Annotated in this window: 25 protein-coding genes; 5 read left to right on the top strand and 20 right to left on the bottom strand. The window is 54.3% G+C overall.

All coding sequences use genetic code 11. The annotated features are described in order from the left end of the window. The first annotated feature begins 734 nt into the window (after positions 1 to 734). The 4 genes from IV04_RS14760 to dcuC all read left to right on the top strand — a co-directional run bounded on the left by IV04_RS14760 (position 735) and on the right by dcuC (position 4,409). A complete protein-coding gene (locus IV04_RS14760) occupies positions 735 to 941 on the top strand; it encodes a hypothetical protein (RefSeq protein WP_037394352.1) in 207 nt (68 codons plus the stop codon). Positions 942 to 1,194: 253 nt separating this feature from the next. Continuing rightward, positions 1,195 to 2,055 carry a MurR/RpiR family transcriptional regulator gene (locus tag IV04_RS14755; RefSeq protein ID WP_037394354.1) on the top strand — a complete coding sequence of 287 codons (861 nt, stop codon included), beginning with the start codon at positions 1,195 to 1,197 and terminating at the stop codon, positions 2,053 to 2,055. A 195-nt stretch (positions 2,056 to 2,250) separates the two neighbouring features. Beyond that, the gene (locus IV04_RS14750; protein ID WP_051916815.1) at positions 2,251 to 3,027 is read left to right on the top strand and encodes an alpha/beta fold hydrolase; all 777 of its coding nucleotides are present in this window, start codon (positions 2,251 to 2,253) and stop codon (positions 3,025 to 3,027) included. 11 nt (positions 3,028 to 3,038) lie between these two features. After that, positions 3,039 to 4,409: a C4-dicarboxylate transporter DcuC gene (gene dcuC, locus IV04_RS14745; protein WP_037394357.1), complete on the top strand. Its 1,371-nt coding sequence runs from the start codon at positions 3,039 to 3,041 to the stop codon at positions 4,407 to 4,409. Positions 4,410 to 4,421: 12 nt separating this feature from the next. On the opposite strand, the gene IV04_RS14740 is transcribed toward dcuC, so the two are convergent. The 15 genes from IV04_RS14740 to IV04_RS14675 all read right to left on the bottom strand — a co-directional run bounded on the left by IV04_RS14740 (position 4,422) and on the right by IV04_RS14675 (position 17,490). After that, positions 4,422 to 5,384: a LysR substrate-binding domain-containing protein gene (locus IV04_RS14740; RefSeq protein WP_072010897.1), complete on the bottom strand. Its 963-nt coding sequence runs from the start codon at positions 5,382 to 5,384 to the stop codon at positions 4,422 to 4,424. Between the two features lie 379 nt (positions 5,385 to 5,763). After that, positions 5,764 to 5,844: an IS1-like element transposase gene (locus tag IV04_RS27125; protein ID WP_072010901.1), complete on the bottom strand. Its 81-nt coding sequence runs from the start codon at positions 5,842 to 5,844 to the stop codon at positions 5,764 to 5,766. A 5-nt stretch (positions 5,845 to 5,849) separates the two neighbouring features. Next, a complete protein-coding gene (locus IV04_RS14735) occupies positions 5,850 to 6,605 on the bottom strand; it encodes a GntR family transcriptional regulator (RefSeq protein WP_037394917.1) in 756 nt (251 codons plus the stop codon). Between the two features lie 13 nt (positions 6,606 to 6,618). Further along, positions 6,619 to 7,359, bottom strand: coding sequence for a sugar isomerase domain-containing protein (locus tag IV04_RS14730; RefSeq protein WP_037394358.1), 741 nt, complete (start codon positions 7,357 to 7,359; stop codon positions 6,619 to 6,621). Between the two features lie 17 nt (positions 7,360 to 7,376). Beyond that, a complete protein-coding gene (locus IV04_RS14725; protein WP_037441067.1) occupies positions 7,377 to 8,687 on the bottom strand; it encodes a PTS ascorbate transporter subunit IIC in 1,311 nt (436 codons plus the stop codon). A 2-nt stretch (positions 8,688 to 8,689) separates the two neighbouring features. Further along, positions 8,690 to 8,971, bottom strand: a complete 282-nt coding sequence (locus IV04_RS14720) for a PTS sugar transporter subunit IIB (RefSeq protein ID WP_037394364.1) — start codon at positions 8,969 to 8,971, stop codon at positions 8,690 to 8,692. A gap of 16 nt (positions 8,972 to 8,987) precedes the next feature. Further along, positions 8,988 to 9,413: a PTS sugar transporter subunit IIA gene (locus IV04_RS14715; protein WP_037394366.1), complete on the bottom strand. Its 426-nt coding sequence runs from the start codon at positions 9,411 to 9,413 to the stop codon at positions 8,988 to 8,990. Further along, positions 9,385 to 10,146: a creatininase family protein gene (locus IV04_RS14710; RefSeq protein WP_037394367.1), complete on the bottom strand. Its 762-nt coding sequence runs from the start codon at positions 10,144 to 10,146 to the stop codon at positions 9,385 to 9,387. The genes IV04_RS14715 and IV04_RS14710 overlap by 29 nt, the downstream gene beginning before the upstream one ends. A gap of 9 nt (positions 10,147 to 10,155) precedes the next feature. Then, the gene (locus tag IV04_RS14705) at positions 10,156 to 11,127 is read right to left on the bottom strand and encodes a phosphotriesterase (protein WP_037394370.1); all 972 of its coding nucleotides are present in this window, start codon (positions 11,125 to 11,127) and stop codon (positions 10,156 to 10,158) included. A gap of 111 nt (positions 11,128 to 11,238) precedes the next feature. Beyond that, positions 11,239 to 12,249 (bottom strand): 4-hydroxy-2-oxovalerate aldolase, encoded by a 1,011-nt coding sequence (mhpE, locus tag IV04_RS14700; RefSeq protein ID WP_037394373.1) that lies wholly within the window; start codon positions 12,247 to 12,249, stop codon positions 11,239 to 11,241. After that, on the bottom strand, positions 12,246 to 13,184 hold the full coding sequence (locus tag IV04_RS14695) for an acetaldehyde dehydrogenase (acetylating) (RefSeq protein ID WP_037394375.1): 939 nt from the start codon (positions 13,182 to 13,184) through the stop codon (positions 12,246 to 12,248). Before IV04_RS14695 ends, mhpE begins: the two co-directional genes overlap by 4 nt. Next, positions 13,181 to 13,978: a 2-keto-4-pentenoate hydratase gene (gene mhpD / locus IV04_RS14690; RefSeq protein WP_037394378.1), complete on the bottom strand. Its 798-nt coding sequence runs from the start codon at positions 13,976 to 13,978 to the stop codon at positions 13,181 to 13,183. The genes IV04_RS14695 and mhpD overlap by 4 nt, the downstream gene beginning before the upstream one ends. A 14-nt stretch (positions 13,979 to 13,992) precedes the next feature. After that, on the bottom strand, positions 13,993 to 14,850 hold the full coding sequence (locus IV04_RS14685; RefSeq protein ID WP_037394381.1) for an alpha/beta fold hydrolase: 858 nt from the start codon (positions 14,848 to 14,850) through the stop codon (positions 13,993 to 13,995). Positions 14,851 to 14,876: 26 nt separating this feature from the next. Then, complete coding sequence (gene mhpB / locus IV04_RS14680) at positions 14,877 to 15,821, bottom strand: 3-carboxyethylcatechol 2,3-dioxygenase (RefSeq protein WP_037394384.1); 945 nt, start codon at positions 15,819 to 15,821, stop codon at positions 14,877 to 14,879. A gap of 1 nt (position 15,822) precedes the next feature. Next, a complete protein-coding gene (locus tag IV04_RS14675; protein WP_051916814.1) occupies positions 15,823 to 17,490 on the bottom strand; it encodes a bifunctional 3-(3-hydroxy-phenyl)propionate/3-hydroxycinnamic acid hydroxylase in 1,668 nt (555 codons plus the stop codon). A 133-nt stretch (positions 17,491 to 17,623) separates the two neighbouring features. On the opposite strand from IV04_RS14675, the gene IV04_RS14670 reads away from it, so the two are divergent. Next, positions 17,624 to 18,430, top strand: coding sequence for a DNA-binding transcriptional regulator (locus IV04_RS14670; RefSeq protein WP_037394386.1), 807 nt, complete (start codon positions 17,624 to 17,626; stop codon positions 18,428 to 18,430). Here the strand turns inward: IV04_RS14670 and hcaD are convergent. Genes hcaD through hcaE form a run of 5 tightly spaced genes read right to left on the bottom strand, consistent with a single transcriptional unit; the run spans position 18,427 to position 22,643 of the window. Further along, entirely contained in the window at positions 18,427 to 19,626 is a 1,200-nt protein-coding gene (gene hcaD / locus IV04_RS14665; protein ID WP_037394387.1) for a 3-phenylpropionate/cinnamic acid dioxygenase ferredoxin--NAD(+) reductase subunit, read from the bottom strand. The genes IV04_RS14670 and hcaD overlap by 4 nt on opposite strands. An 8-nt stretch (positions 19,627 to 19,634) precedes the next feature. Continuing rightward, positions 19,635 to 20,447 carry a 3-phenylpropionate-dihydrodiol/cinnamic acid-dihydrodiol dehydrogenase gene (hcaB, locus tag IV04_RS14660; RefSeq protein ID WP_037394389.1) on the bottom strand — a complete coding sequence of 271 codons (813 nt, stop codon included), beginning with the start codon at positions 20,445 to 20,447 and terminating at the stop codon, positions 19,635 to 19,637. Continuing rightward, entirely contained in the window at positions 20,447 to 20,764 is a 318-nt protein-coding gene (gene hcaC, locus IV04_RS14655; protein ID WP_037394390.1) for a 3-phenylpropionate/cinnamic acid dioxygenase ferredoxin subunit, read from the bottom strand. Before hcaC ends, hcaB begins: the two co-directional genes overlap by 1 nt. Beyond that, complete coding sequence (hcaF, locus tag IV04_RS14650; RefSeq protein WP_037394392.1) at positions 20,764 to 21,285, bottom strand: 3-phenylpropionate/cinnamic acid dioxygenase subunit beta; 522 nt, start codon at positions 21,283 to 21,285, stop codon at positions 20,764 to 20,766. Before hcaF ends, hcaC begins: the two co-directional genes overlap by 1 nt. Beyond that, positions 21,282 to 22,643: a 3-phenylpropionate/cinnamic acid dioxygenase subunit alpha gene (hcaE, locus tag IV04_RS14645; protein WP_037394395.1), complete on the bottom strand. Its 1,362-nt coding sequence runs from the start codon at positions 22,641 to 22,643 to the stop codon at positions 21,282 to 21,284. The genes hcaF and hcaE overlap by 4 nt, the downstream gene beginning before the upstream one ends. Positions 22,644 to 22,767 lie beyond the last annotated feature (124 nt).

Genomic DNA, 22,767 nt, shown 5'->3' with positions numbered 1-22,767 from the left:
CACAAAAACTTTATGCATATTCTTTTCCCGGCAAAATGAGAATGACAAAACGAGTTCTCATCTGAAAAGCCAAATGAATCAGTCAGAAACTGTACAACTCCTTATTTAATGGAATCAGCTTAATTCACTCTTACGGAATTAGAAGTTCACATTGATGGGCGCACTTTTATATCAGAAAAGTCTTATATAATAACCAGTTAAACATTCATCACTTTAAATATAGCTCATCGACTCAAGCTAACAGTGTATAGCTTAATCCTCACCATACTTCAAGTTGCTTGGCTGTTGGCTTCCCTCGCCCAGGCAACTTGAAGTATGCCGGGTATATTTATTTTCCTGAAAGTTCTACAGCAGCGCAACAATAAAACTGTAAGACAAATTGGCGAGGTTAACAAAATCAGCAAACGAGCAGTCATGGCAGTCTATAAAAAAAATCCCGCACAAGGCGGGATAAACGTCAATGGGGATTTTTATACACTACAAAAAAGAAATAACACAACATCATCGGGTAAGCTCTAAACTACCAGCAAAAATGTATAGAACTGTCATGTAAAAGTAAGCGTAACCTGATAGATGTAACTTCTGATTGGGCAATCCACGCCTCGACGGAAAAAAACCGTCCCCCGCTGAATCCAGAGCAAAATATTCAGGAAATGCCTTGAAAAATGCGCGGATAACTTCAATATGTAGCGGGTTGTCTGCCATTTCGGTAGGTCTAGCAAAGGAAAACGAATATGTTAGAGAATTATTTTGGCTCCGGGCTCGCACCAACAGAAGAGCAAAAGCGCAGATTGCTGGCCGTACAGGCGGCACTGGAACTCTTGAAGGCAACGCTGTCTGACACCAATGATGGCAACGGTGTTGAGTACCAATTAAAAACGGCAGAGAAATATATTGGCTCTCTGGCTGATGCCATTCAGGCTGCCGTAGAAAAAAAGTAACGCCTTCCCACGGCTGAACCCCTCCCCTGCACCAGGTTGATCAACGATGTTGTGCGGGGGCACCTCTGCCCCTCCGATCTCAAGCCCCCCCCGCCGAGTGACAAAAGCTTAGCTGCCTGATCGCACAATGCAGCCAATCGGCAAGGAATGAGAGATGACACACATTTCTGGCAAGGGAATTTTTGATTCCCCTTTTTTCCTTGTTGGGTTTTGTTACTAATGGGTAAAGGATTAGCCAAGAGGGAAAGGGGACATGAACAGAGCTGATTTCTCTCAACGCATTGCCAACCTCGGCAACCTTACCGAGACCGACAGACGCATCATCGACTACTTTGACAAGCATTTTGAGTCAATCCCCTACAGTAAAGTCATTGATATCTGTAATGAAGTCCAGATTGCCAAGTCAACGCTGGGCCGCTTTATGATGAAAATCGGCTTCAACGGCTTCCGCGATTTTAAGGGAGCCACCATTGAACCCGAGCAGCGCAGAAACATTTCACCGATAGAGCGTTTTAATAAAAAGAACAACATAAATAATGGCATCGACTATATAGAGAAGCATTGTGGCGAGATCACCAATAACATTAATAATACGCTAAAAAATATTAACAGAAAGGATCTGGAGAAAACTATTTCGCTCATTTGCGATCCAGAAAAGCGGTTATATGTGATTGGTAGCGCTACGGCTCACGCGTTGGCAGAGTATTTCTATCTGCTGGGTCGCTATATCAAGAAAGATATTGTGCTACTTGATGCCAATATAGCCAACCTGCCCCATAAATTAATCGACTCACGTAAAGGTGACGTGTTACTTGCTATCTCTTATTACCGTTTCTCCAGCGTCACCACGCGGCTGATCAAATGGTTTTATCAAAACCGTGGCGACACCATTGTCATCACTGATAACGCCGTCAATCCCTTCAGCCACTTTGCCACCGCGCTGCTGCTGATGGAGAGCCAGCACAGCGGGTTGTTCAGCAGCCGTAGCGCCGGGTTCGTGCTGATTGAAGCGCTGGTTAATTACATGGGGGAAGTCACCGATAACCAACTGGGTGATAACTTCCACGTTATGGAATCTTTATTTGAAGCTTTTAATGTATTTAATAAGCAGTAGTTAATTAACCTTTAGCTAAAAATATAAATCACGGATTTATTTTCGGGTGAGCTTTACCTGAAAACTCATTCGCTCAAGGGTTTTATTTACCTCTAAAGCACCACTAAGAGGATTTAGAACATAGCATTTAATTAACGAGATTTTATTATGAATAGTGAAAACCGAGAAATTCCTGTTTGTCCTGAGCAACAAATAATGACCACTTCACAAGGAGATTTATCTTTCCGCGCCACGGGTGAAGGTGAAACCATTCTCTTCCTGCACGGTATTCTCGGCAGCTCCAAAGCCTGGCCATTCCAATTTGCCGCACTGTCGCCCACTTATCGCGTCGCCGCCTGGGATGCACCGGGTTATGCCGATTCCGCCTTGGTCGCCGACGATATTGCTGCCTATGAACAGATGCTGCATGAGCTGATTTTACACTTGGGTGCAGAACAAGTTTCCCTGGTCGGGCATTCGATGGGGGGAACCATTGCCAGCCGCTACGCAGCCCGCCACCCCAGCAAAGTAAAAAGCCTGGTTTTGTCCTGTACTCATCCAGGCTATGGCGCACCCGCTAGCGCCCCTACCTCAGAAAAACTGGCGATCCGCTTGAAAGAGCTGGCAGAAATTGGCCGCGAAGCCTATGGCAAAAATCGTGCACGTGATTTGCTCCCCTTCCCCGATGTCCCTGCTGCGGTGTTGGACTATGCGGCGGGCATTGCGGCTGAAACCAATCTTGAAGGCCTAAAGCGGGCCACACGCATGCTGCAACTGGCGGATAACCGCCCTCTGCTGCCGCAAATAACCGCACCTACGCTTATTTTGACCGGCGAAAAAGATGCCGTTGTGCAGCCGAAACTGAGAGCCGAACTGTTAGCGCTGGTGCCTTACACCCAGCACATTGACATGCCTGGCCTGGGCCATGCGCCTTATTTCCAGGCGCCAGAATACTACAACGCGTTGCTGCGTGAATTTATTGCCAATCACTGAAGGGGCTCATGATGACTGGATTTATCATCGGCATGATCATTACCGCATTTGCCGCCTGGTTTATTATCAAAAACTATCAGCCACAAGCCGTGTTGCTGCTGGCTGGGTTAAGTTTATTACTCATTACGGCAGTCTTTTTCCCAGAGCAATCCATACTGTACGGCAAAGCAAAATCCATCGGCTGGGTCGGTGGGGACATTTTCGCGTTTGTGAAGGAATCCTTAACCACCCAGATCGCCGGTATCGGCTTAATTATTATGGCGGCAGGCGGCTTTGCCGATTATATGGATCACATCAAAGCTTCTAACTCGATGGTGAATCTGTGCATTAAACCGCTGCAAATGATCAAAGCCCCCTATCTGATTCTGGCGATCGGCTACATCCTTTCACAGTTACTACACGTAGCGATCTCCAGTGCAGCAGGTTTGGCTATGCTGCTATTGGTGACCTTCTTCCCGGTGCTGGTGCGTTTAGGCGTCAGCAAAGCCGCAGCGGCCTCAATGATCGGTATGTCGGCCTTTATGGATCTTGGTCCGGCGGTAGGCACCGCTAACCTGGCAGCGAAACACGCCGGTATGGAAACCGCAGTCTATTTTGCCCACTACCAGTTGCCGGTAGCAACCGGGGTGATGTTGGTCGTTGCCGTGCTCATCTTCTTCACCGCACGCTATTTTGATGCCAAAGACGGGCACGTGGTTGCCCAGCAACATCACCAGCCATCAACCCACGAAAGTACAGAAAAGGTGCCAGCCTTCTACGCTTTCCTGCCTATTTTCCCGGTGATTCTGGTGATTGTGTTCAGCCCACTGGTTATCAACAGCATCAAGATTGACGTGGTTACCGCGATGATTATTGGCACAATGCTGGCGTTTTTCTGCGAACTGCTGGTTAGACGGGATTTCAAAGCGGCCTGTAAAGGCCTTCAGGTGTTCTTCAAGGGAATGGGTTCAATGTTTACCAGCATCGTTTCCCTGCTGGTCTGTGCCGACGTTTTTGCGCAAGGGCTGCAAATCATTGGTGCCGTCGACTTTATCATCCAGACCGTTCAGGCTGCCGGTTTTGGTTTTGGCAATATGACCGTCGTCATGGCCCTGTTGGTCTGCGTAACCGCAGCCCTGACAGGCTCTGGCGTCGCCGCTTTCTTCTCGTTTTCTGGCTTGGCCCCCGGTATTGCCGCCAAATTTGGCGAAAGCGCCGTGAGCATGATCCTGCCAATGCAGCTGATGGCGGGGATGGGAAGATCGATTTCCCCAGTCGCCGGGGTGATTATTGCCGTCAGTAAAGCCGGTGAATGCTCGCCGTTTATGATCGTGCGCCGCACGCTGATCCCTGCAGCTGGCGGGATGATCGCTATGCTGGTGCTAAACGGGATCCTGAATTAATACCGCCCTGACTCAATGCTTGCCATATAAAAGGCTGACGCTGGAAACGCTCCGGCCTTTGTTTATGGCAATATCATTACTGCACTCTTTACGGATTTCTGCGATTAAAAGCCGCGCTAACGGTGATAACAAGGTCTGTTGGCGGTAGATCAAACTGTAGTGGCCATCGGGCAACTTTTCTTTTAGTGGGATAAAGCAAAAGAGATCTTTCATGGAGTCAGTATGCTCAATCAGCTTAGGGCTGATCGACAGATAGTCGGATTCTAAAATCAGGTGTTCAGCGACGGCAACCGAATCTCCCTTCAATATTGAGTGTGTAGATTCAACTCCCGCAGGGAAAAAAAGCGCCTCCATCTCATTGTAATATCCGGCATCGGCAACGGGGAGATACCATCTGGCTTTGCGAAGCTCCGCCACGGAGGTGGCCTGTGCCAAAGGGTGGCCTTTTCTGGCAATAACGCCGAATGAACAGGAAAAAAGAGGTTCTTCGATAAACTCCCCTAACGATATTGCACTAGAGATTATGCCAATAAAAAAATCCATCTTCCCTTCACGGAGGGCTGGCAGTATCTCAGATTGCTGGCCTTCATAAAGTGATATATCTGCATTCGGGTAAGCTTGCAGAACACCAGTAACGGCATTGGAGATAAATTTGAATACTTTGAGATGGGAACAGCCAAATGCAACATGCCCTTGATGCAACTCTCCCACCTGCTTCACTTCGTTGACTGCAAGCTCCAACTCGCGCAGCACTAATTTAACACGCAATTCGAAGCACCTTCCCAAATCGGTCAGCACCATCCCCCGGGGGCCCCTGATCATCAGTTCTGACCCCAGTATTGCCTCCAACTCACGCAGAGAACGGGACATATTCGGTTGAGTCATGTTTAACGCTTTTGCTGCCGCATGGACGCCGCCATGCTCAATGATGGCTTCAAAAATTTTCAGATGGCTTACTGTAGGTAGACGCGACACGGGCACCTCTATTATTAACAAATTTAAACAAGCTCGCCAAAGCGCCTTCAACTCTTCGCATGCAGCCTTAATGGCTCAAGGAAACCTAGAGAGAAACCAGCAAATATATTAAACATCAAACACATGGAGTTTTTTAAACAGAATTCTTTAACCACCTTATTTCAATTAAAATATAGCAAAGTGATACACTTATTAGTAAAAATTTATTTGTATTTTTTCACACACTCAATCTATTGAAGAATATTTTCTCCTCGCCCCTAAAAAATCAACTATTTGTTTTGTTTGGAAATAATAAATTATTGGCATCAAAAAAGACCTGACATTTCCACAGCATAATACGGACTCTTAACGTCAGGTTATTACACTCACGCTATTCGCTTTAGCTCGAATCTTTTAAAGTGCGAATAACAGTGTTAATACCAATTCTCGGCGTCCTTGCCGTATCGCGAACACCATCGATAAAACTTACCGCGCTTTATCGATGGTACAATTCCACTGCTGGTGCACCACGCTCTGATTAGCCACGATCTGTAACGATAATGCCGCATCCTGCATATGTGTGATGCTGTACTCGAGCACCACATCATCCAGGTTACTGGCAATGCGCTCGATTCTGAACAGTGCGCACCCCTGCTCGATTTTCAGCAGATTGGCTAATTTGGCATCACAGATCACCGGGGAATAACGCTCCTCGGCCTTGGTCGGCGAATAACCGAAGGTTTCCCGCAGTTGCTCATACAGTGGGCTGCTATTGTCAACATGGCTCAGATCGTTATAAACCCGGCCATTCAAGTAGGTGACCGCATGGCCAACCACCTTCTCCCCTTGCATAAACAGACGTTCAAGGCGCATCAGTTGGCTGCCCAAATCCAACCCCATCCGCTCGGCCACCTCTTGGTTGGCCATGGTCGAGAGCAGGGAAAGGATCTCGGCTTCAACCGGCGTTGCAGAATTGAAAGCCACCAAGGCCTCCGGCAGATCGGTATAGTGCTTATGCAACGCATCACGATTGATAAAGGTGCCTTTACCCTGCTCGCGGTACAGCATGCCGCTGCTGGCGAGTGAATCAATCGCTTGTTTGATGGTACCGCGCGCGACTTTAAACTCCTCGGCGAGCAGCAGCTCACCGGGAAGTTTATCTTCATAAGTAAAGGTGATAATTCGTTGTAGGATAATGCCTTTTATCCTGAGATACAGTGGGAGTCCGTCAGACTCAAACATACTCATGCTCCACTCAGAGGTAGTGTATTTGGCTCCTGTAAGCGTCAAGTATATCCTGATTTATCTGCTGATTACCGTCTATGTTTGCACTCGCCAAAATCGGCGGCGTGCGCTGTTGCTGCTGCATCAGTTCGCAAATGCGCAACACCAGACTGTTGGCGATAGTCGCCCCCATAATGGTCGATAACGGCGCGGCTTTTTGCGCCAGCCCCGGCAGGCTGACGGCGGCATCGCCATAGTCGCATTGGTTATCGATAGTAATATCTGCAATATCCCCCAACAGCTTGCCGCTGGAATGGCGCGAACTGACGCGTGCGGCGGTAGCGAGGCTGGTGATGGCAACCACCTTGGCCCCTGTGGCGCGTGCGGCCAGAGCCACATCAATGGTAATGGCATTACGACCAGAAACCGAATGGACCAACAGCGTATCCCCCGCTTGCAACGGTGATTGCTCCACCAGCACTCTACCCAGATGTTCTACATTCTCTACCGCACTGGTCAGCGTCAATGGCCGCACGTTGAGCATCAAGGCAGGTGTAAACAACGGGTTGACGATCGCCAACCCACCGGCCCGGTAGCTCATCTCCTCTGCCAGAATACCGGCATGGCTGGCACCAAACACAAACAGGTTACGGCCAGCCAGCGCCGTTTCTGCCATCACTTCTGCCGCTCGATGAATCGTCTCCGGTTGCTGTTCCAATTGCGCTAACTTCTGCCGGATCTGATCGTAGTATTGGCTCAATGCCTTGCTCATCACTTTCCCTCACCTATTCAGAATGTCAGCAACTTGGTCAACGCACTAATCAGCGGTGCCAGCATAAACATATCGCTGTCACCGGCCCACAGCGCGGTATCAGGAATAGTGTTACTGATGAAATAACTGACACAGAAATATTGCCCCCAGGCCACCACGGTGGACGTGATAAACCCAGCCAGCAACGCCCCTTTATAGCCGCCGGTAATATTGCCAAATACCCCCGCCGTGCCAGCATGAAAGAAAATAACAATCATGCTGGGAATGAAAACATAACCGGTATAACGGCCAATCAGGGTGAGCCACAGCAGTGAACCGATAAACGCCCCGACGAAGCCCAGCACCACCGCATTCGGGGCAAAGTTGAACAGGATCGGGCAGTCGAGCGCGGGTTTGGCACCGGGCACCAACCGCGAGCCAATGCCGTTAAAAGCAGGCACCATCTCACCAATAAACATCCGCACACCCAGCAGCACCACCGCAATACCGCCGGTAAACATCAACGACTGCTTTAACGCATAAATATAGAAACTCAAGTCACCAGACTGCGCCAGAATTTCCGCCGCCTTGGGCGTGCCTTTGATCTGCAGAATAAAGGTGCCGATAAAGAACAGCAGCGACATGGTCAACGCGGTCACCACGTTGGAATCGCGCAGAAAACCGAGTTTTTTCGGCACCTTGATATCTTCTGAACTGATTTTATTCGCCGAGAAAAGCTGGCCGAACAGCGCGCCCAGCAACGCAACGGAAGCCGAGGTATGCCCTAAAGCCACATTGTCGTTACCGGTAATTTTGCGTACCCAAGGCTGCACCAGCGCCGGTTGCAACGTCCAATACAGCCCCATGATCACCGTCAGCATCAGCGTCAGTTGCAGGCCGGAAATCGCCGGATTGCTGTTAACCAGCACACCGGCAAAAATCATGGTGGTCCAGAACATCATATGGCCGGTCAGGTAGATAAATTTAAACCGCGTCAGGCGCGCCAGCAGCAGGTTGAGCGCGAATCCCCCAGCGATGGCGACAGTCACGCTGCTGCCATAACGCTCGGTAAAATGCACCTGCCCGATGATATTGGTCAAATTCATCGAACTCAGGCCGAACACTTCTGTCCAGATAGGCTGAAAGATCAGCAGCGCCGAGACGATAATGCCCGCCCCCGCGCCGATAATCAGGAACCCCAGAATGCCTTTCAACGTGCCAGAGACAATATCCGCCAGCGGTTTGCCCTGTAATACCAGCCCCAGCAGCACAATCAGGCCGATTAAAATAGACGCCTCGCCAAAAATATTGACCGTAATCCAGCGCAATACCCCCAGAAATTCACTCATGGCTATGCTCCCTGTTGCAGAATACCGGCCTGTTCCAATGCCTGGGCAATCTCTTTGCTATCGATATAGTTATTAACAACTACTACCGGGCAAGGCATATGTTGCAGATTGTCCACCAGCTCGGCATTGGTGATCACCACATCGGCACTGGCCGATGCCGCCGAAGAGACATCCATATGCTCAACAGAAGCCTGAATGCCGTGCTGCTTTAACACTGATTCCACGTTCATTTTAAGAATCAGGCTCGATCCCATCCCCAAACCACACACCGTCAGAATTTTCATTACTCATCACTCCGTGTTAAGCCATCAACCGATAAAGCTGCTCGGGATCGCGGGAATTCATTAGCGTCTGCAAGTGACCTTCGTCTGCCAGCAGGGTAACAAGGTGTTGAATCAGTTGGATATGCTGCTCGCTGCTGGTGGCAGACAGCCCAAGCACCACCTGCACCGGATCGTTTTCAGCATGGCCAAATACTACCGGTTCGCGCAGCCGTATCAGGCTGAACTGCGCCTTGATGGCACCTTGTTCCGGGCGGGCATGTGGCATCGCCAAACCTGGGGCAATCACAAAGTAGGGGCCGAACTCGCGGTAACTGGCGACCATCGCCTGCACATATTCTGGCTGGCAGGCCCCCGCCTGGCACAATGCGTTCCCCGCCGCTTGAATGGCTTCTTCCGCATTACTGGCCGGATAATCAATACTGATGGCTTGTTGCACGATCATGGCTGCCTCCCTCTGCCAAATGATGGCGGATGGAAGCCAGCGTGGCCTCCAGCGCCTGCTGCACCAATACCTGCCCTTTCTCCTCGCTGGCACAACTCGGATCCCCCAGCACCGCATAGTCAGAAAACTCCGTCCAGCGCACGGGTCGGTAGCGAAAGTTTTCCGGGAATCGCGGGTAGTGCGCTCGCGCCAGCGCCATATCAACCTGTTCCGGTGCCAGCGCCAGCATCAGGGATGTTTCAATCTCATCCGCATGCATATAGCCAGGGTAAGCAACCGCAGAGGTGCGTAATTGGCTAGCGCAGGCGTCCATCCCGGCCCAGCTATAGCTGAGCAGCGTAATGCCCTGTTCTTTCAGCATTCTTGCGGCGGCTTTGATGGCGTCAAAATTGCCGTAATGCGCATTGATCACCGCTGTAGTAGCAATGCCATAGCTGGCCATATTGCCTGCCAGCGCCACCAGCAGTTGTACCAACAGCTCATTGCCAATATCGATCGCCCCGGCATGCCCGCGCAGTGACCACACCTGGCTGTAAGGCACTACCGGCAGGCTGATCGCCGCCTCCCCCAATTGCTGATCCAGCAAGGCACAGAAGCGTTCGGCTAACAGATTGTCGGTCTCCAACGGCAGGTGATCGCCATGCGGCTCCACCGCTCCCAACGGCAGCAGAGCGATCTGCGCCTTTGCCAGCGCCTGTTTGGCCTGTTGCTCATTAAACTCATGCAGCTTCATGATGCCCCCTTAGCCGAAAGCAAAATAACGGGCAGGGTTTTCGACCAGGAAATCATGCAACAAAGCTTCGCCATCCAGCCCCTCTTCCTGAGCTTCGGCAATAAATCTTGGTCGCCAATCGGCCAGGATAAATTTCAGCCCCAAACCGCCTTTGCCGTAGTGAGCACTCATGGATTTACGGGCAAAATCGCCGCCGATTAAAATCTGTTTCTGATAGCCGCGTTTACACAGTGCCAATATGGCCTGCGTGCGGATATGTTCTGGGTAGTATTTGATACGGCTCATGCCGTCAAAAGAGAGGAATGCACCAGTGTTGGCAATCTGGCGGTGCAGCCACGGATCGGGGTTACGATCCATATGAGCAAAACACAGGCGGGACAAATCCAGCCCCAAAGCCTGAAAGATCTGTGCCTGCTCCAGCCCCATGGTGCCCATTTCCGTATGGCTGTGCATCGGAGCCCCCGTCAGTTGCTGGGCCCTGACGATCACCTCCATGGTTTTGCGCTCTAATGAGGAAATGGTGTTGTAACCCGTGCCGCACTTCACCATGCCCGCGCGATAATCGCTCCCTTCAATGCCGGTAGTGACTTCATGGCAAACATGCTCCACCAAGGCATCGATCGACGAGCGTTCAATCCAGTCGGCAAAGGTCTGTGTTGAACCGGGCCGGAGACTGCTCCAGAGGAATCCTTTGTTGAAACCGGTGGTGGCAATCACGTGCACCTGCTGGCGCTTGGCCATTTCAGCGACCGTCACCACCTGGCGACCGTAGTCAGGGGCGGTGGCATCGTAAATGGCCCGCCCACCCGCCTGATAGAAATCCGCCAGTTCCCGCTCGGAAGCCGCGGGATCGTCCAGCAGCAGATCGTCATCCTGACGCTCTACCCAATAAGGCGGAATGCAATAGATATGGTCGTGGCTGTAGGTCACACCGAGTTGGTTGGCAGCAATATCACCGTTTAACGTGCGAATAAATCCCATAAGAACCGTTCCCTGGATCGGAAAAGAAGGTGTTCTCAACATAGGGTAAGATCACTTGATCGGTCAAGTGATCAAGTTCGCAAATTAACCAACTCACTATTCCAAAGATAATCAGCGAGAGCGTAAATCCAAGGCCACATCGACGATCATATCTTCCTGGCCGCCCACCATCCGGCGTTTACCCAGTTCCACCAGAATATCCACCGCGTTGATGCCGTATTTTGCCGCTGCCACTTCGCAGTGGCGCAGGAAGCTGGAATAGACTCCGGCGTAACCGAGCGCCAACGTTTCGCGATCGACACGTACGGGTCGATCCTGCAACGGGCGCACCAGATCGTCGGCGGCGTCCATCAAGGCATACAGATCGGTGCCATGGTTCCAGCCAAGCTTATCCGCCGCCGCGATAAACACCTCCAGCGGCGCATTGCCCGCCCCGGCCCCCATGCCCGCCAGGCTGGCATCCACGCGATCGCAGCCTTCTTCCACCGCCACAAGCGAGTTTGCCACGCCAAGGCTGAGGTTATGGTGCGCATGTATCCCGGTCAGGGTTTCCGGTTTCAGTACCGCTTTCAGCGCGCGGAAACGGGCACGAATATCGTTCATATTCATCGCACCACCGGAATCCACCACATAGATACAGGTCGCGCCGTAGCTTTCCATCAGTTTGGCCTGGCTGGCCAGGTTTTCCGGCGTAGTCATATGGCTCATCATCAGGAAGCCCACGGTGTCCATCCCCAGTTCACGGGCATAGGCAATGTGCTGTTTTGACACATCCGCCTCGGTGCAATGGGTCGCCACACGCACCACCCGCGCGCCTGCCTGGTAGGCATCTTTCAGATCGTGAATGGTGCCGATCCCCGGCAGCAATAAAGTGGCGATTTTCGCATGCTGGGTAACGTCTGCCGCCGCCGCAATCCACTCCAGATCGGTGTGCGCACCAAAACCGTAGTTGAAGCTGGAACCTTGCAGGCCATCACCATGTGCCACTTCGATTGAATCCACCTTGGCCGCGTCCAGTACGCGCGCAATATCCTGCACGTTTTGCAGCGTGTACTGGTGACGAATCGCGTGCATCCCGTCGCGTAATGTCACGTCCGAAATAGTGATTTTTTTCCCGTTCATACCCGTACTCCCATCGCCTGAGCCATACGCTCGGCGGTCGCCAGCGCAGCAGAAGTCATGATATCGAGGTTGCCAGCATAGGCAGGCAGATAGTGCGCCGCCCCTTCAACTTCGACAAATACCGAGGTTTTCAGGCCAGAAAAACGGCCAATACCTGGCAGATTGAGCGGTGCTTCCGGCGGGATCACATCAAACTGCACTTTCTGTTTCAGGCGATAGCCCGGCACATAAGCCTGTACGGCGGCAGCCATTTCATTGATCGACGCCTCGACTTTGGCCTGATCCACCGCTTCGCTAAGCACATAAACGGTATCGCGCATCATCAGCGGCGGTTCTGCCGGGTTCAGCACGATGATGGCTTTGCCGCGCTCTGCTCCGCCCACCGCTTCAATCGCTTTGCTGGTGGTTTCGGTAAATTCATCGATATTGGCACGGGTGCCTGGCCCGGCAGATTTACTGGCAATTGAGGCGATGATTTCGGCGTAGTGAACCTTGGCCACCCTTGCCACCGCCGCCACCATGGGAATCGTGGCCTGCCCGCCGCAGGTCACCATGTTGACATTGCCCTGGCTGAGATTCTGTTCCAGATTCACCACCGGCACGCAATAAGGGCCAATCGCCGCAGGCGTGAGATCGATCAGCCGAATCCCCGGTTTGGCGGCCCGCAGCACCGCGTCATTCTTCACGTGCGCTCCGGCGCTGGTGGCATCAAACACAAAGTCGATCCCGGCAAACTCCGGCATGGCGATCAGCCCCTGTACGCCAGCATGGCAGGTCGGTACGCCCAAGCGGCGTGCGCGCGCCAAACCATCCGATTCCGGATCGATCCCCACCAGCACCCCCATCTCCAGGTGTTTGGCATTACGCATTATTTTGATCATCAGGTCAGTGCCGATATTGCCGGAACCGATGATCGCCACTTTTCTCTTACTCATGACGCGTTATCCTCATAAAAATAGGTCGCTACCGTACCGATACCGTCGATTTCTGCCTTAAAACTGTCGCCGGAGTTCACTGCCACCATCGGCCCCAGCGCTCCGGTCAGTACTACATCACCCGCCCGCAGCGGCGTACCCAAACTGGCCATCTTGCGAGCCAGCCAGACTGCGGCGTTTATCGGGTGCCCCAGGCATTCGCTACCGCGCCCGCGCGAAACCTCTTCACTATTGCGCGTCATGCTCATGACACAATTTTGCAAATCCAGCCCAGCCAAGCGGCGTGCTGGCCCCCCCAGCACATACACGCCACAGGAGGCGTTATCTGCCACGGTATCAACAAACTTGATCGACCAGTCTTTGATGCGGCTCCCCACCACTTCCAGCGCGGGCATCACCCATTCCACCGCGCTGCACAGCTCGTCGAAAGTGGTGTCGGCATGCGGCAGATCGCGGTTCAGCACCAAGGCGATCTCTGCCTCAATGCGCGGTTGCATCACGCGTGAAAACGCAATGCCCTGGTTATCGCCGTAGCACATGTCGGCAAACAGCGTGCCAAAATCGGGCTGATCTACCCCCAATTGCTGCTGCACCTTAGGATGGGTGAGGCCCACTTTGCGCCCCACCACGCGGCGGCCAGCGGCCTGCCAATGCTGCACATTCAGTTGCTGGATGGCATAAGCAGCTTCACCATTGCCAACCCCAAGGCGATCGCGTAACGGTTCTATTGCCTTGCCGCTGGTTTCTGACTGGCGTAACGCCTCGGCCAGTTGCTCCAGACTGTAATCACTCATAACTCGCCCCCTGATTAATGGCTGAGGAAATCCAGCACCATACGGTTAAAGGTCTCCGCATGTTCCCACTGCGCCCAGTGCCCGCAGTTGCTGAACACGTGCAACTGCGATCCGGCAATGCCAGCCAGCAAACGCAGGCCGGTATCCATTGGCACAAAGCGATCGTTACGTCCCCAGACAATCAGCGTTTTGGCCTTGATTTCGCCTAAGCGCGGGCTGAAATCCGGGAACTGTTTCGGATTGATTTCCAGGCTTTTGATGAAGTTTTCCAGGTGAGTGCGGTTCGCCAGAATATTATCGAGGCGCGTTTTAAACAGCGCTTCGGTCAGGTCGCTAGGATCGTAAACAAAGATGTTCATCATTTTGCGCAAGTTGTCGATGTTCGGTTCGCGATACAGACCTTGCAGCAGTTTGATCCCCTCCGTCGGCATCGGCACAAACGGGCTGGCCCCGCCGGTACCGCCGCCCATCAACACCAGTTTGCCGACGCGCTCCGGCCAGCTCAGGGTAAAAGCTACGGCGCTGTGGCCGCCCATCGAGTTCCCCAGCAGGTGCACCTGTGGCAGATCCAGCTTGTCCACCAGCCCTTTCAGAATGCGGGCGTTGAGATCCGAACGCGAACCGGTACTGACGATCGAGTCGCTTTTGCTCCAACCGGGGCAGTCCAATAAGATCACGCGGTAGCCCGCCGCCGTCAGCGGTTCAATATTGCGGCTGAAATTGGCCCAACCGCTGGCCCCAGGGCCAGAGCCGTGCAACATCACCACGGTTTCCGCGCCGCTGCCGCAGTCGTTGTAATGGATACGCAGATCGGCATCCCCTTCGCGGATTTGCACAAAGTGGCTGGTATTTTCTTCAGTAAATAATGTCATGATCTCTTCCTGTCATTTTGGTGATTTCAGCCGCGTGGAGCAGCGCTGAGGGAGCCAAATCCGGCGATCCATTCGGGGATGGCACGGTAATAACGGCCTTCGGCCTGATAAGGGCCAAATGCCGAGAGTGCCGCAAAAGCTGCCATCCAGGCTTTAACCTCATGGGTCGAACGGCCCGCAATATCCGACAGTTCCTGATTACCGAGCGCGTCCAGTTCCGCCAGCTTGCCGCTAGAAAGAATGTCCATAAACTGGTTATCCCAGACCGGGTTGAGCGGATGCAGCGAGTTCTCATCCTGTACAAAGGCACGAGCGGCTGAAATCACGCGCTGTTGGCGCAGTTGGCGCTCATCTGGCGGCAATTGGCGGCCACTGCCCAACAGGCGATCGCGCATATGCGCATCGGCCCCGGCCAGTTGCGGCACCGGGGGCTGGTGCGATAAGCCGCCGGAGCCCAACATCAGCACGCGTTTATTCAGCCCACGGGCAAAGCGCCCGATAGCTTCCCCCAACAGACGCGTGCGCTGGAAGTTCGGTAACGGCGGGGCCACACCGTTGATAAATACCGGCAGCACCGGGTAATTCGCCAGGCCGCCGAGCAAATACTCCAGCGGTTGGGCAAAACCGTGATCCACCTGCATACAGTAAGACACCGCCACATCGACCCCTGCCTCCAGCACCGCCTGAGCACAGGCTTCAGCCAGCCCGGCAGGTACCGGGATCGCGCCCGCCGCGCTGCCGAAATCCCCAATCGCCGTGGCGGCCATGCCAATACAGAACGGCGGCATGATGTCGTAGAAAAAGCCGTTGTAATGGTCCGGGGCAAACAAGATCACCAGTTCAGGATCAAATGCGTGGATCCGCTCCCGCGCATCAGCAATGGTGTTTTCCACTTCGGCCAGCACGGCAGGGGCCGGATCAACGTACCCCACCAGCGGTGAGTGAGAGAGGCAATGGAGATAAGCGTTCATATCAAGCCACCTTATTTTCAATAATGGGAGTGAGCAGCGGGGAAGAGAGCGAAACGGCTACGGCCAGGGCTTCCATCAGGCTGCCGAGCGTCTGTGGCGTCGCCATTCCGGCGATAAACCGGTCAGGGCGCAGCACCACAATCGAATGCTGCTGGCTGGCGAACCAGTCTTTGAGCCGCCCGGTGGTATCGCCGAGGCAAATCACACCGGCTGGGCGTTGGCCGATGGCCGGTAATTGCACTTCTGGCACCACCTGAATAAATTGCGTACCCGCTTTTTGCCACTGCGCGATCTGTGCGTCGCTCATGCCCCACTGCGGGTTACAGCCCCAGGCGATAATGGCAAAATGCGGCCCGATGACGTCGTCCAGCAGCCGTTGCTGGCCGTTAACCAGCGTGACTCTCGGCTGAATAAACATCCGCCCGGTTGGTGAGTTTTTCTCTTTGCCCACCACCAGTGCGCCAATTTGGTATTGCGGCATCGGCTTAAAGCGCATTTCGAGGAAATAACGTTTGACCGGCGGCAGGTAGTTGAATGCCCAGCTCAAACCATCACGCAGTTTGCCCTGCCAGCGACGCGGCGGAGCCAGCACATGCCCGGCGGTAACAGAAAGATCGATCATCGCTTTGGCATGATCGCGGCGTTCCTGCTGGTAGGTATTCAGCAGCGTTTCTTTTGCCTGCTCATTGACCACCATCGCCAGTTTCCAGGCCAGATTGAAGGCATCACGCATGCCGCTGTTATAGCCCTGCCCTTGCCACACCGGCATGATATGCACCGCATCCCCCGCCAACAGAATGTGATCGACGCGGAACTGCGCGGCCAGGCGGGCGTTGTGGGTGTAAACCCGCTGGCGGATCAGTTCCACCCGCTCGGGATCGGGCAGCACCTTCGCCAGCAGTTCGCGCATTTTCTCGGGCTTGCTCAGTTCGCTTTCGGTCTCACCCGGCATCACCATAAACTCGAAACGCCGCACGCCATGGGGCAACGCCGCCGAAACGTAAGGCCGCACCGGGTCACAGCACATATAGATATGCGGCGTGCTGAGCGGATCGTTGGCGATATCCACCACCACCCATTGATTGGGAGCGGTTTTACCCTCAAAGGCGATGCCCAAAGTACGGCGCACAAAACTGCTGCCGCCGTCACAGGCCACCAGCCAAGCGGCGCGCACCGTTTCGCACTGGCCTTCGTCATTCTCAATTTGCAGCGTGACGCCGTTCGCATCCTGGCTGAACGCCATCAGGCTGCGGGAGAAAAGGCTGCGCACCTTGGGGAAGCGTTTCAGGCCATCAAACAGCACGGCATCCACCTGCGGCTGAATAAAGGCGTTGCGGCGTGACCAGCCAAACTCGTCGGTCATCGGCTGGATGTCGGCAAAGCAGCGCCCTTTCGGCGTCAGAAACCGCATCGCGTGCCACGGGGTGGTATGCGGCAAGACGTTATCAACCAAGCCAACGGCCTGAATAGTGCGCAGCGCTTCGTCGTCAATGCCAATGGCACGTGGGTAATCAATCAGGGTATCGAGCTTCTCGATCAGCAGAACCTCAATCCCCATCTGACCAAGATAATTCGCCATCATCAGGCCAACCGGGCCAGCACCGACGATAGCCACCTGAGCCTGGTAATCGGCAACCAGACTGTGTTCTGAAGAATTGTTGTAGGGCATAGGTTACTCACTTGTTAACAATTTTTTATTGTTTTGGGAGTATATGAGGCGAATTTTTCGTCTACAATGAAAACTCCTTAAGCTGTGCACCAAGCGCACATAACTGTTTTAAAAGGATTTATTGAGGCCAATAATGCAAACCGACCCCAATACCGAATACAAAACCGTGCGCGGCCTGACGCGCGGATTGGCGCTACTCAACGTGCTGAATCGGTTGGACGGCGGTGCCAGCATTGCGCAGTTGAGCGCCATCACACTTTTGCACCGCACCACCGTGCGCCGCCTGCTGGAAACATTGCAGGAAGAGGGCTATGTGCGCCGCAGCCCCTCGGACGACAGCTACCAGCTCACGCTCAAAGTGCGTGAATTGAGCGAAGGGTTCCGCGATGAGCAATGGATCTCCGCCATCGCGGCCCCGCTGCTGGGGAAGCTGTTGCAAGAGGTGGTATGGCCCACCGACGTCAGCACCCTGAATGTCGACGCCATGGTGGTACGTGAAACCACCCACCGTTTCAGCCGCCTGTCGTTCCACCGCTCGATGGTTGGCCGCCGCCTGCCCTTGCTGCTGACCGCTTCCGGGCTGACCTATCTGGCGTTTTGCCCGGACCATGAGCGGGAAGCGTTGATCTCACTGCTGGCCACCCGCGATGAAGTGGAATACCGCCTGGCGCGCGAGCCACTGCGCCTGGCGGGTATTCTGCAACGCATCCGGCAGCGCGGTTACGGTGAAAACTACATGGGTTGGCAGCAAGAACAGAAAATCGCCTCAATTGCCGTGCCCATCCATAGTCAACAGCGGGTGATCGCCAGCCTGAATCTGGTGTATATCGCCAAAGCGATGTCCATTGAGCAGGCGGCAGAACGCCATCTGGCCACTCTGCAGGAAACCGCACGGCGCATCGAAGCAGGCATACGCCAAGACACTCCACATAGCCGCTAAATCAGGTTTTTCAGCGCCACCTGCGGATCAAGCAGTTGTTTCTCATCCAGCGTTATGCCCTGCTGGATCAACTTGCGCAGATGGCGGATTTCCCGGCCTTGATTCAGCGTAATCGCACCGGTCAGCCTGCCGTCTTGCAGCGCAAACCAGATCACGCTGTGCCCCTTGGTATTCCCGCGCATCAGCCAGCGATCGCTGTGCATCGCGCCAACAAACTGGATATTGCTGTCAAATTGATCGGTCCAGAACCACATCGGCACCGCTGCGGGTAACGGTTTATCCAGCATGGCGCAGGCCGCCACCAGCGCCTGTTGATTGGCGTTGTCCCAGGTTTCCAGACGTACCAGTTGCCCATTCTGGCGGCGCAAAGTGACGTCACCAGCCGCATAGATATTGGCTACCGACGTGCGGCACTGGTCGTCAACGATGATGCCGTTCGCGGTAGCCAGCCCGGCCTGAACGGCCAGTTGATCGTTGGCCTCAATGCCGATGCCATAAATCACCGCATCACCGCGCAACTGTTCACCGCTCTGCAACGTCAGTACCACCCGCTCCTGCTCAAGTGCTGCATGCTCGATCCGCGCATCCAGGCAAAAACGCACCTGATGTTGCTGATGCAGATTCATCAGGTAATCACGCACGGGTGGCGGTGCGTTACGCCCCATCACTATTGGAGCCTGTTCCACTACCGTCACCTGGCAACCACGCTGCGTAGCGCTGGCCGCCAGCTCCAGGCCGATGGTGCCCGCCCCGACAATCAGAATCTGCTGGCCCGCGTTCAACACGCTGCGCAACCGCCGGGCATCTGCCGCCGTGCGCAAAGTGTGCGATTTATCCCCCAGCGCATCCAACTGCGCCAGGCGGCGCGCTTTAGCCCCGGTCGTGAGCAGCAATTTATCCCACGCCAACTCTTCACCATCGGCCAGCACTACGCTGTTGTGGTTGATATCGATGGCCACTACCCGCTTATTGCTGCGCAGGGTAATGCGATTTTCTTCATAGAACGTGGCTGGCAGAATGTCCTGCAACTGCGGTGTTGGCGACAACAGCATGTCTTTCGACAACGGAGGGCGCTCATAAGGCAACTCGGGCTCTTCGCTGATTAACGTGATACTGCCGCTAAACTGCTGTGCCCGTAGCGCAGCCGCAGCCATGGCTCCGGCCTGGCCGCCGCCAATAATGACTATCTGTTTCATCTGGGCTCCTATAACGACAAGCCACCCGCCACGTAGCGGATACCACGGATCGCCAGGCCCGCATCCGCATTGATCATCACGCCGCTCAGCGTGCGATTATTGCGGCGCGACGCCAGCATCACATAAGGGCCGGTGAAATCTTCCGGCTCAGGGGCGAACTGCAAGGGTAAAATAGCCGCAATCTTTTCTGGCGTGAGGGACTGCATAATCGAGGTATCCTGCTGCCCCAGCGCCTGTGGGCCACGCAGATCGCTGGCCATGCCGCACGGCCCAACACCGTTGACCCGCACCTTGGGGGCCAGTTCGTAAGCCAACTGGCGAATCAGCCCCACGGCGGCATGCTTGCTGGCGGTATACAGCGGGCCACCGCCGCCTGGATACCAGGCGGCATTGGAGAGCGTAAAGATCATGCTGCCACCGGAGGCGATCAGTGCCGCAGCGCTGGCCTTGGCCCCCAGCAAATAACCTTTGACGTTGACGCCAAACAGTTCGTTAAAACCGGATTGCAACTGCTCAGCCGGGGTCGCCAGCAACGAGGCGTTATGATCCCAGATCCCGGCATTGCCGATAAAACAGTCCAGGCTGCCAAAGCGCGAAAGTGCCCTCTCTACCACCCGCTGATTATCGGCAAAACAGGTCACATCCCCCTGCACGGCAACCACTCGCTCGCCAAACTGCTGCTGCAACCGGCTCACTTTTTCTGCCGAACGTTCGAGGGTTGCCACGCGGGCACCTTCTGCAATAAAGCGGGCCACCAGCGCCAGCCCCAAGCCCGAACCGCCACCGGTAATCAGCACCACATCATCCTTAAGATCGGACATCAGGCTCCCTCCGGGATATCGATAAACACGGCCCCGTCAACCACGCTAACCGGGTAGGTTTGCAGCGGTATCGTGGCTGGCAGGCACAGCGCTTTGCCGGTTTTCAGGCAAAAACTGGTGGCGTGCAACGGGCACTCCACCGTGGCGTCATCGTCGATGTAGCCTTCAGACATTGAGGCATTGCCATGGCTGCAACGATCGTTGAGCGCATAATATTCGCCCCCCACGTGAAACAGCGCGATGACGGGGTCAGTATTCAGCCGCAGGGCTTCCCCTTCCGGCAGTTCCTCAGCAAAACAGGCATGAATTCGCTTCATCAGAAAAGTACACTCAGGTTATGGGAGGTTATAACCACCTGATCGAGAATGATTTCACGCCCGCACAGGCCAAAGCCCGCCGATGTATCACGGCGGCGCAGCAGATCGGTACGCGTACCGATGTAAAACGTCTCATCGCGTTCTTTCTGCGCCCGATACAGCAGATAGTTAACCCGCACAGAAAACACGTCAGGTTGTGCGGTTTCGCTCACCACGCAGTTGTTGACAAAGTGGCGCGTGCGCGACGGGGGTTCTTCGGCCCAGGCCATGCCGGTTTCCAGACGCGCCACCCGGCGTTCCAGTTGCGATTTACTGTCGTTGAAGATCCAGGTGGTTGGCGGCTGCGCACCTTTACGCCGATCGCGGGTCTGGCTATTGACGGTCGTGCGCATGGTGTAGCGCAAGTCTTCGTCCAACAGTTCTAACCAGGCACGGAAATCCCAATCATCCAGCAGCGCGGCTTCGTAATAGAGAAATTGGCTGATTTGATGATGGAGCTCAAAAGAGACGGACATACTCATTTCATCACCTCCTGTTGATACGCCGCAGTTTTCTCTTGCACTTCTTCCCAGGTTGCGCTGCTCAGTAGATCCGCCCAGCGCTGGTACATGCCGCGCGCGGCAGTTTCAGAGAAGATGTAGTTGGTGATCCCCGGGACACCGTCAGCGCGGCGTGTCTCCTGATTTAGCCCCATCTCCAGGCACAGCGGATTGTTGCGGGCCTGATGGCCTTTAAGCAGCTTCTGGATTTCGCACCAGTTTTCCGAATCATCCTGTTCCAGGAAACCGGCAGGGCCGAAGGCGCGGGTGGCGCTGTTTTCAAATGCCGCTTTAACTTCAGGCGATGCGGCTTTATCAGTGATACAGAATGCCCAGACTTCGACCTGATCTGGCCCGCGTGGGTGCCAGACCCGCAACGTCGCGGTGCCGTTCAGCCAGGAAAGGGTGGGGAAAATGTTGTTATGCCCGGCCAAGCGCAGCGCGCGGATCTTGCCCAAGCGCTGTTCCGCCTCGGCATAGCTTTCGCGGTAATAACGCGAAACCTCACCATCAACCCACACGTTGGCATCCGGTTGTTCGGTGAAAAAGAAACCGCAGCCGTGGCCATCCTGACCAAACTGCACCGCATCCTTGGCGGTTTCCCACACCGGGCGCGGGGTCTGATCGTTACCGAGTTTTTTCTCGCTGCCATCTGCCATACCGCCCAGCACCTGCACCGCCGAGACGTGGCTGAACAAGGCGTGATACTGATCGCTGGCAAACTGTTCGGCGGGGAATTTCCAGTTACAGTTGATCACCCACTTCTGCACGCCGCCAACGATTTCGGTGCCGCCTTCGCGGCGATCCAGCAGGCCATCCAGATACCAGGCCATATCCCCCAGATAGTCGGTCAATGAAGGGGCACTAGTGTCCCAATTGCCAAAAATCAGGCCTTTGTACGATGCCACACCAGGCACTTCTTTCAGCCCCCAATGCGATTTGCACAGCCCTTGCGGATAGGCGCGCGGTTCCAGCGGCACTTCAACCAGTTCGCCATCAATGCCGTAAGACCAACCGTGATAAGGGCAGGTAAAGGCACGGGTGTTGCCGCTGTCGGCATAGCTGACACGCATCGCGCGGTGTCGGCACTGGTTGAGGAACGCTTTGACGGAACCATCTTTCTGGCGAATCACCACCACCGCGTCCTCACCCATGTAGGTGTTAAAAAAGTCTCCTGGTTTTGGGATCTGGCTTTCATGGGCCAGAAACAGCCAGCAACGGCCAAAAATCCGCTCCAGTTCCAATTGATAAATTTCCGGATCGGTATAGATACGGGGCGTAACTTGCCCGTTTTTAGCGTCGATCAAGCCGTAGATGTCTAATTTTGCGCTCGTGGTCATATTATTTAATCCTCATTCAAGAGATGTATTGACCTTCGTAGGGGTTGGCGCAAAGGATGTTGCTTTCCAGTTGCTAGTTTGTGAAATAGTAAAAATCTACCGTACTAGACATTTTTTCTATGAT

Source organism: Serratia sp. Ag1, from assembly GCF_000743355.1.
In the GTDB taxonomy this organism is placed as follows: domain Bacteria; phylum Pseudomonadota; class Gammaproteobacteria; order Enterobacterales; family Enterobacteriaceae; genus Chania.
Note: the sequence above shows the minus strand (reverse complement) of the source record. Positions and strands in the feature narration are given on the sequence as shown.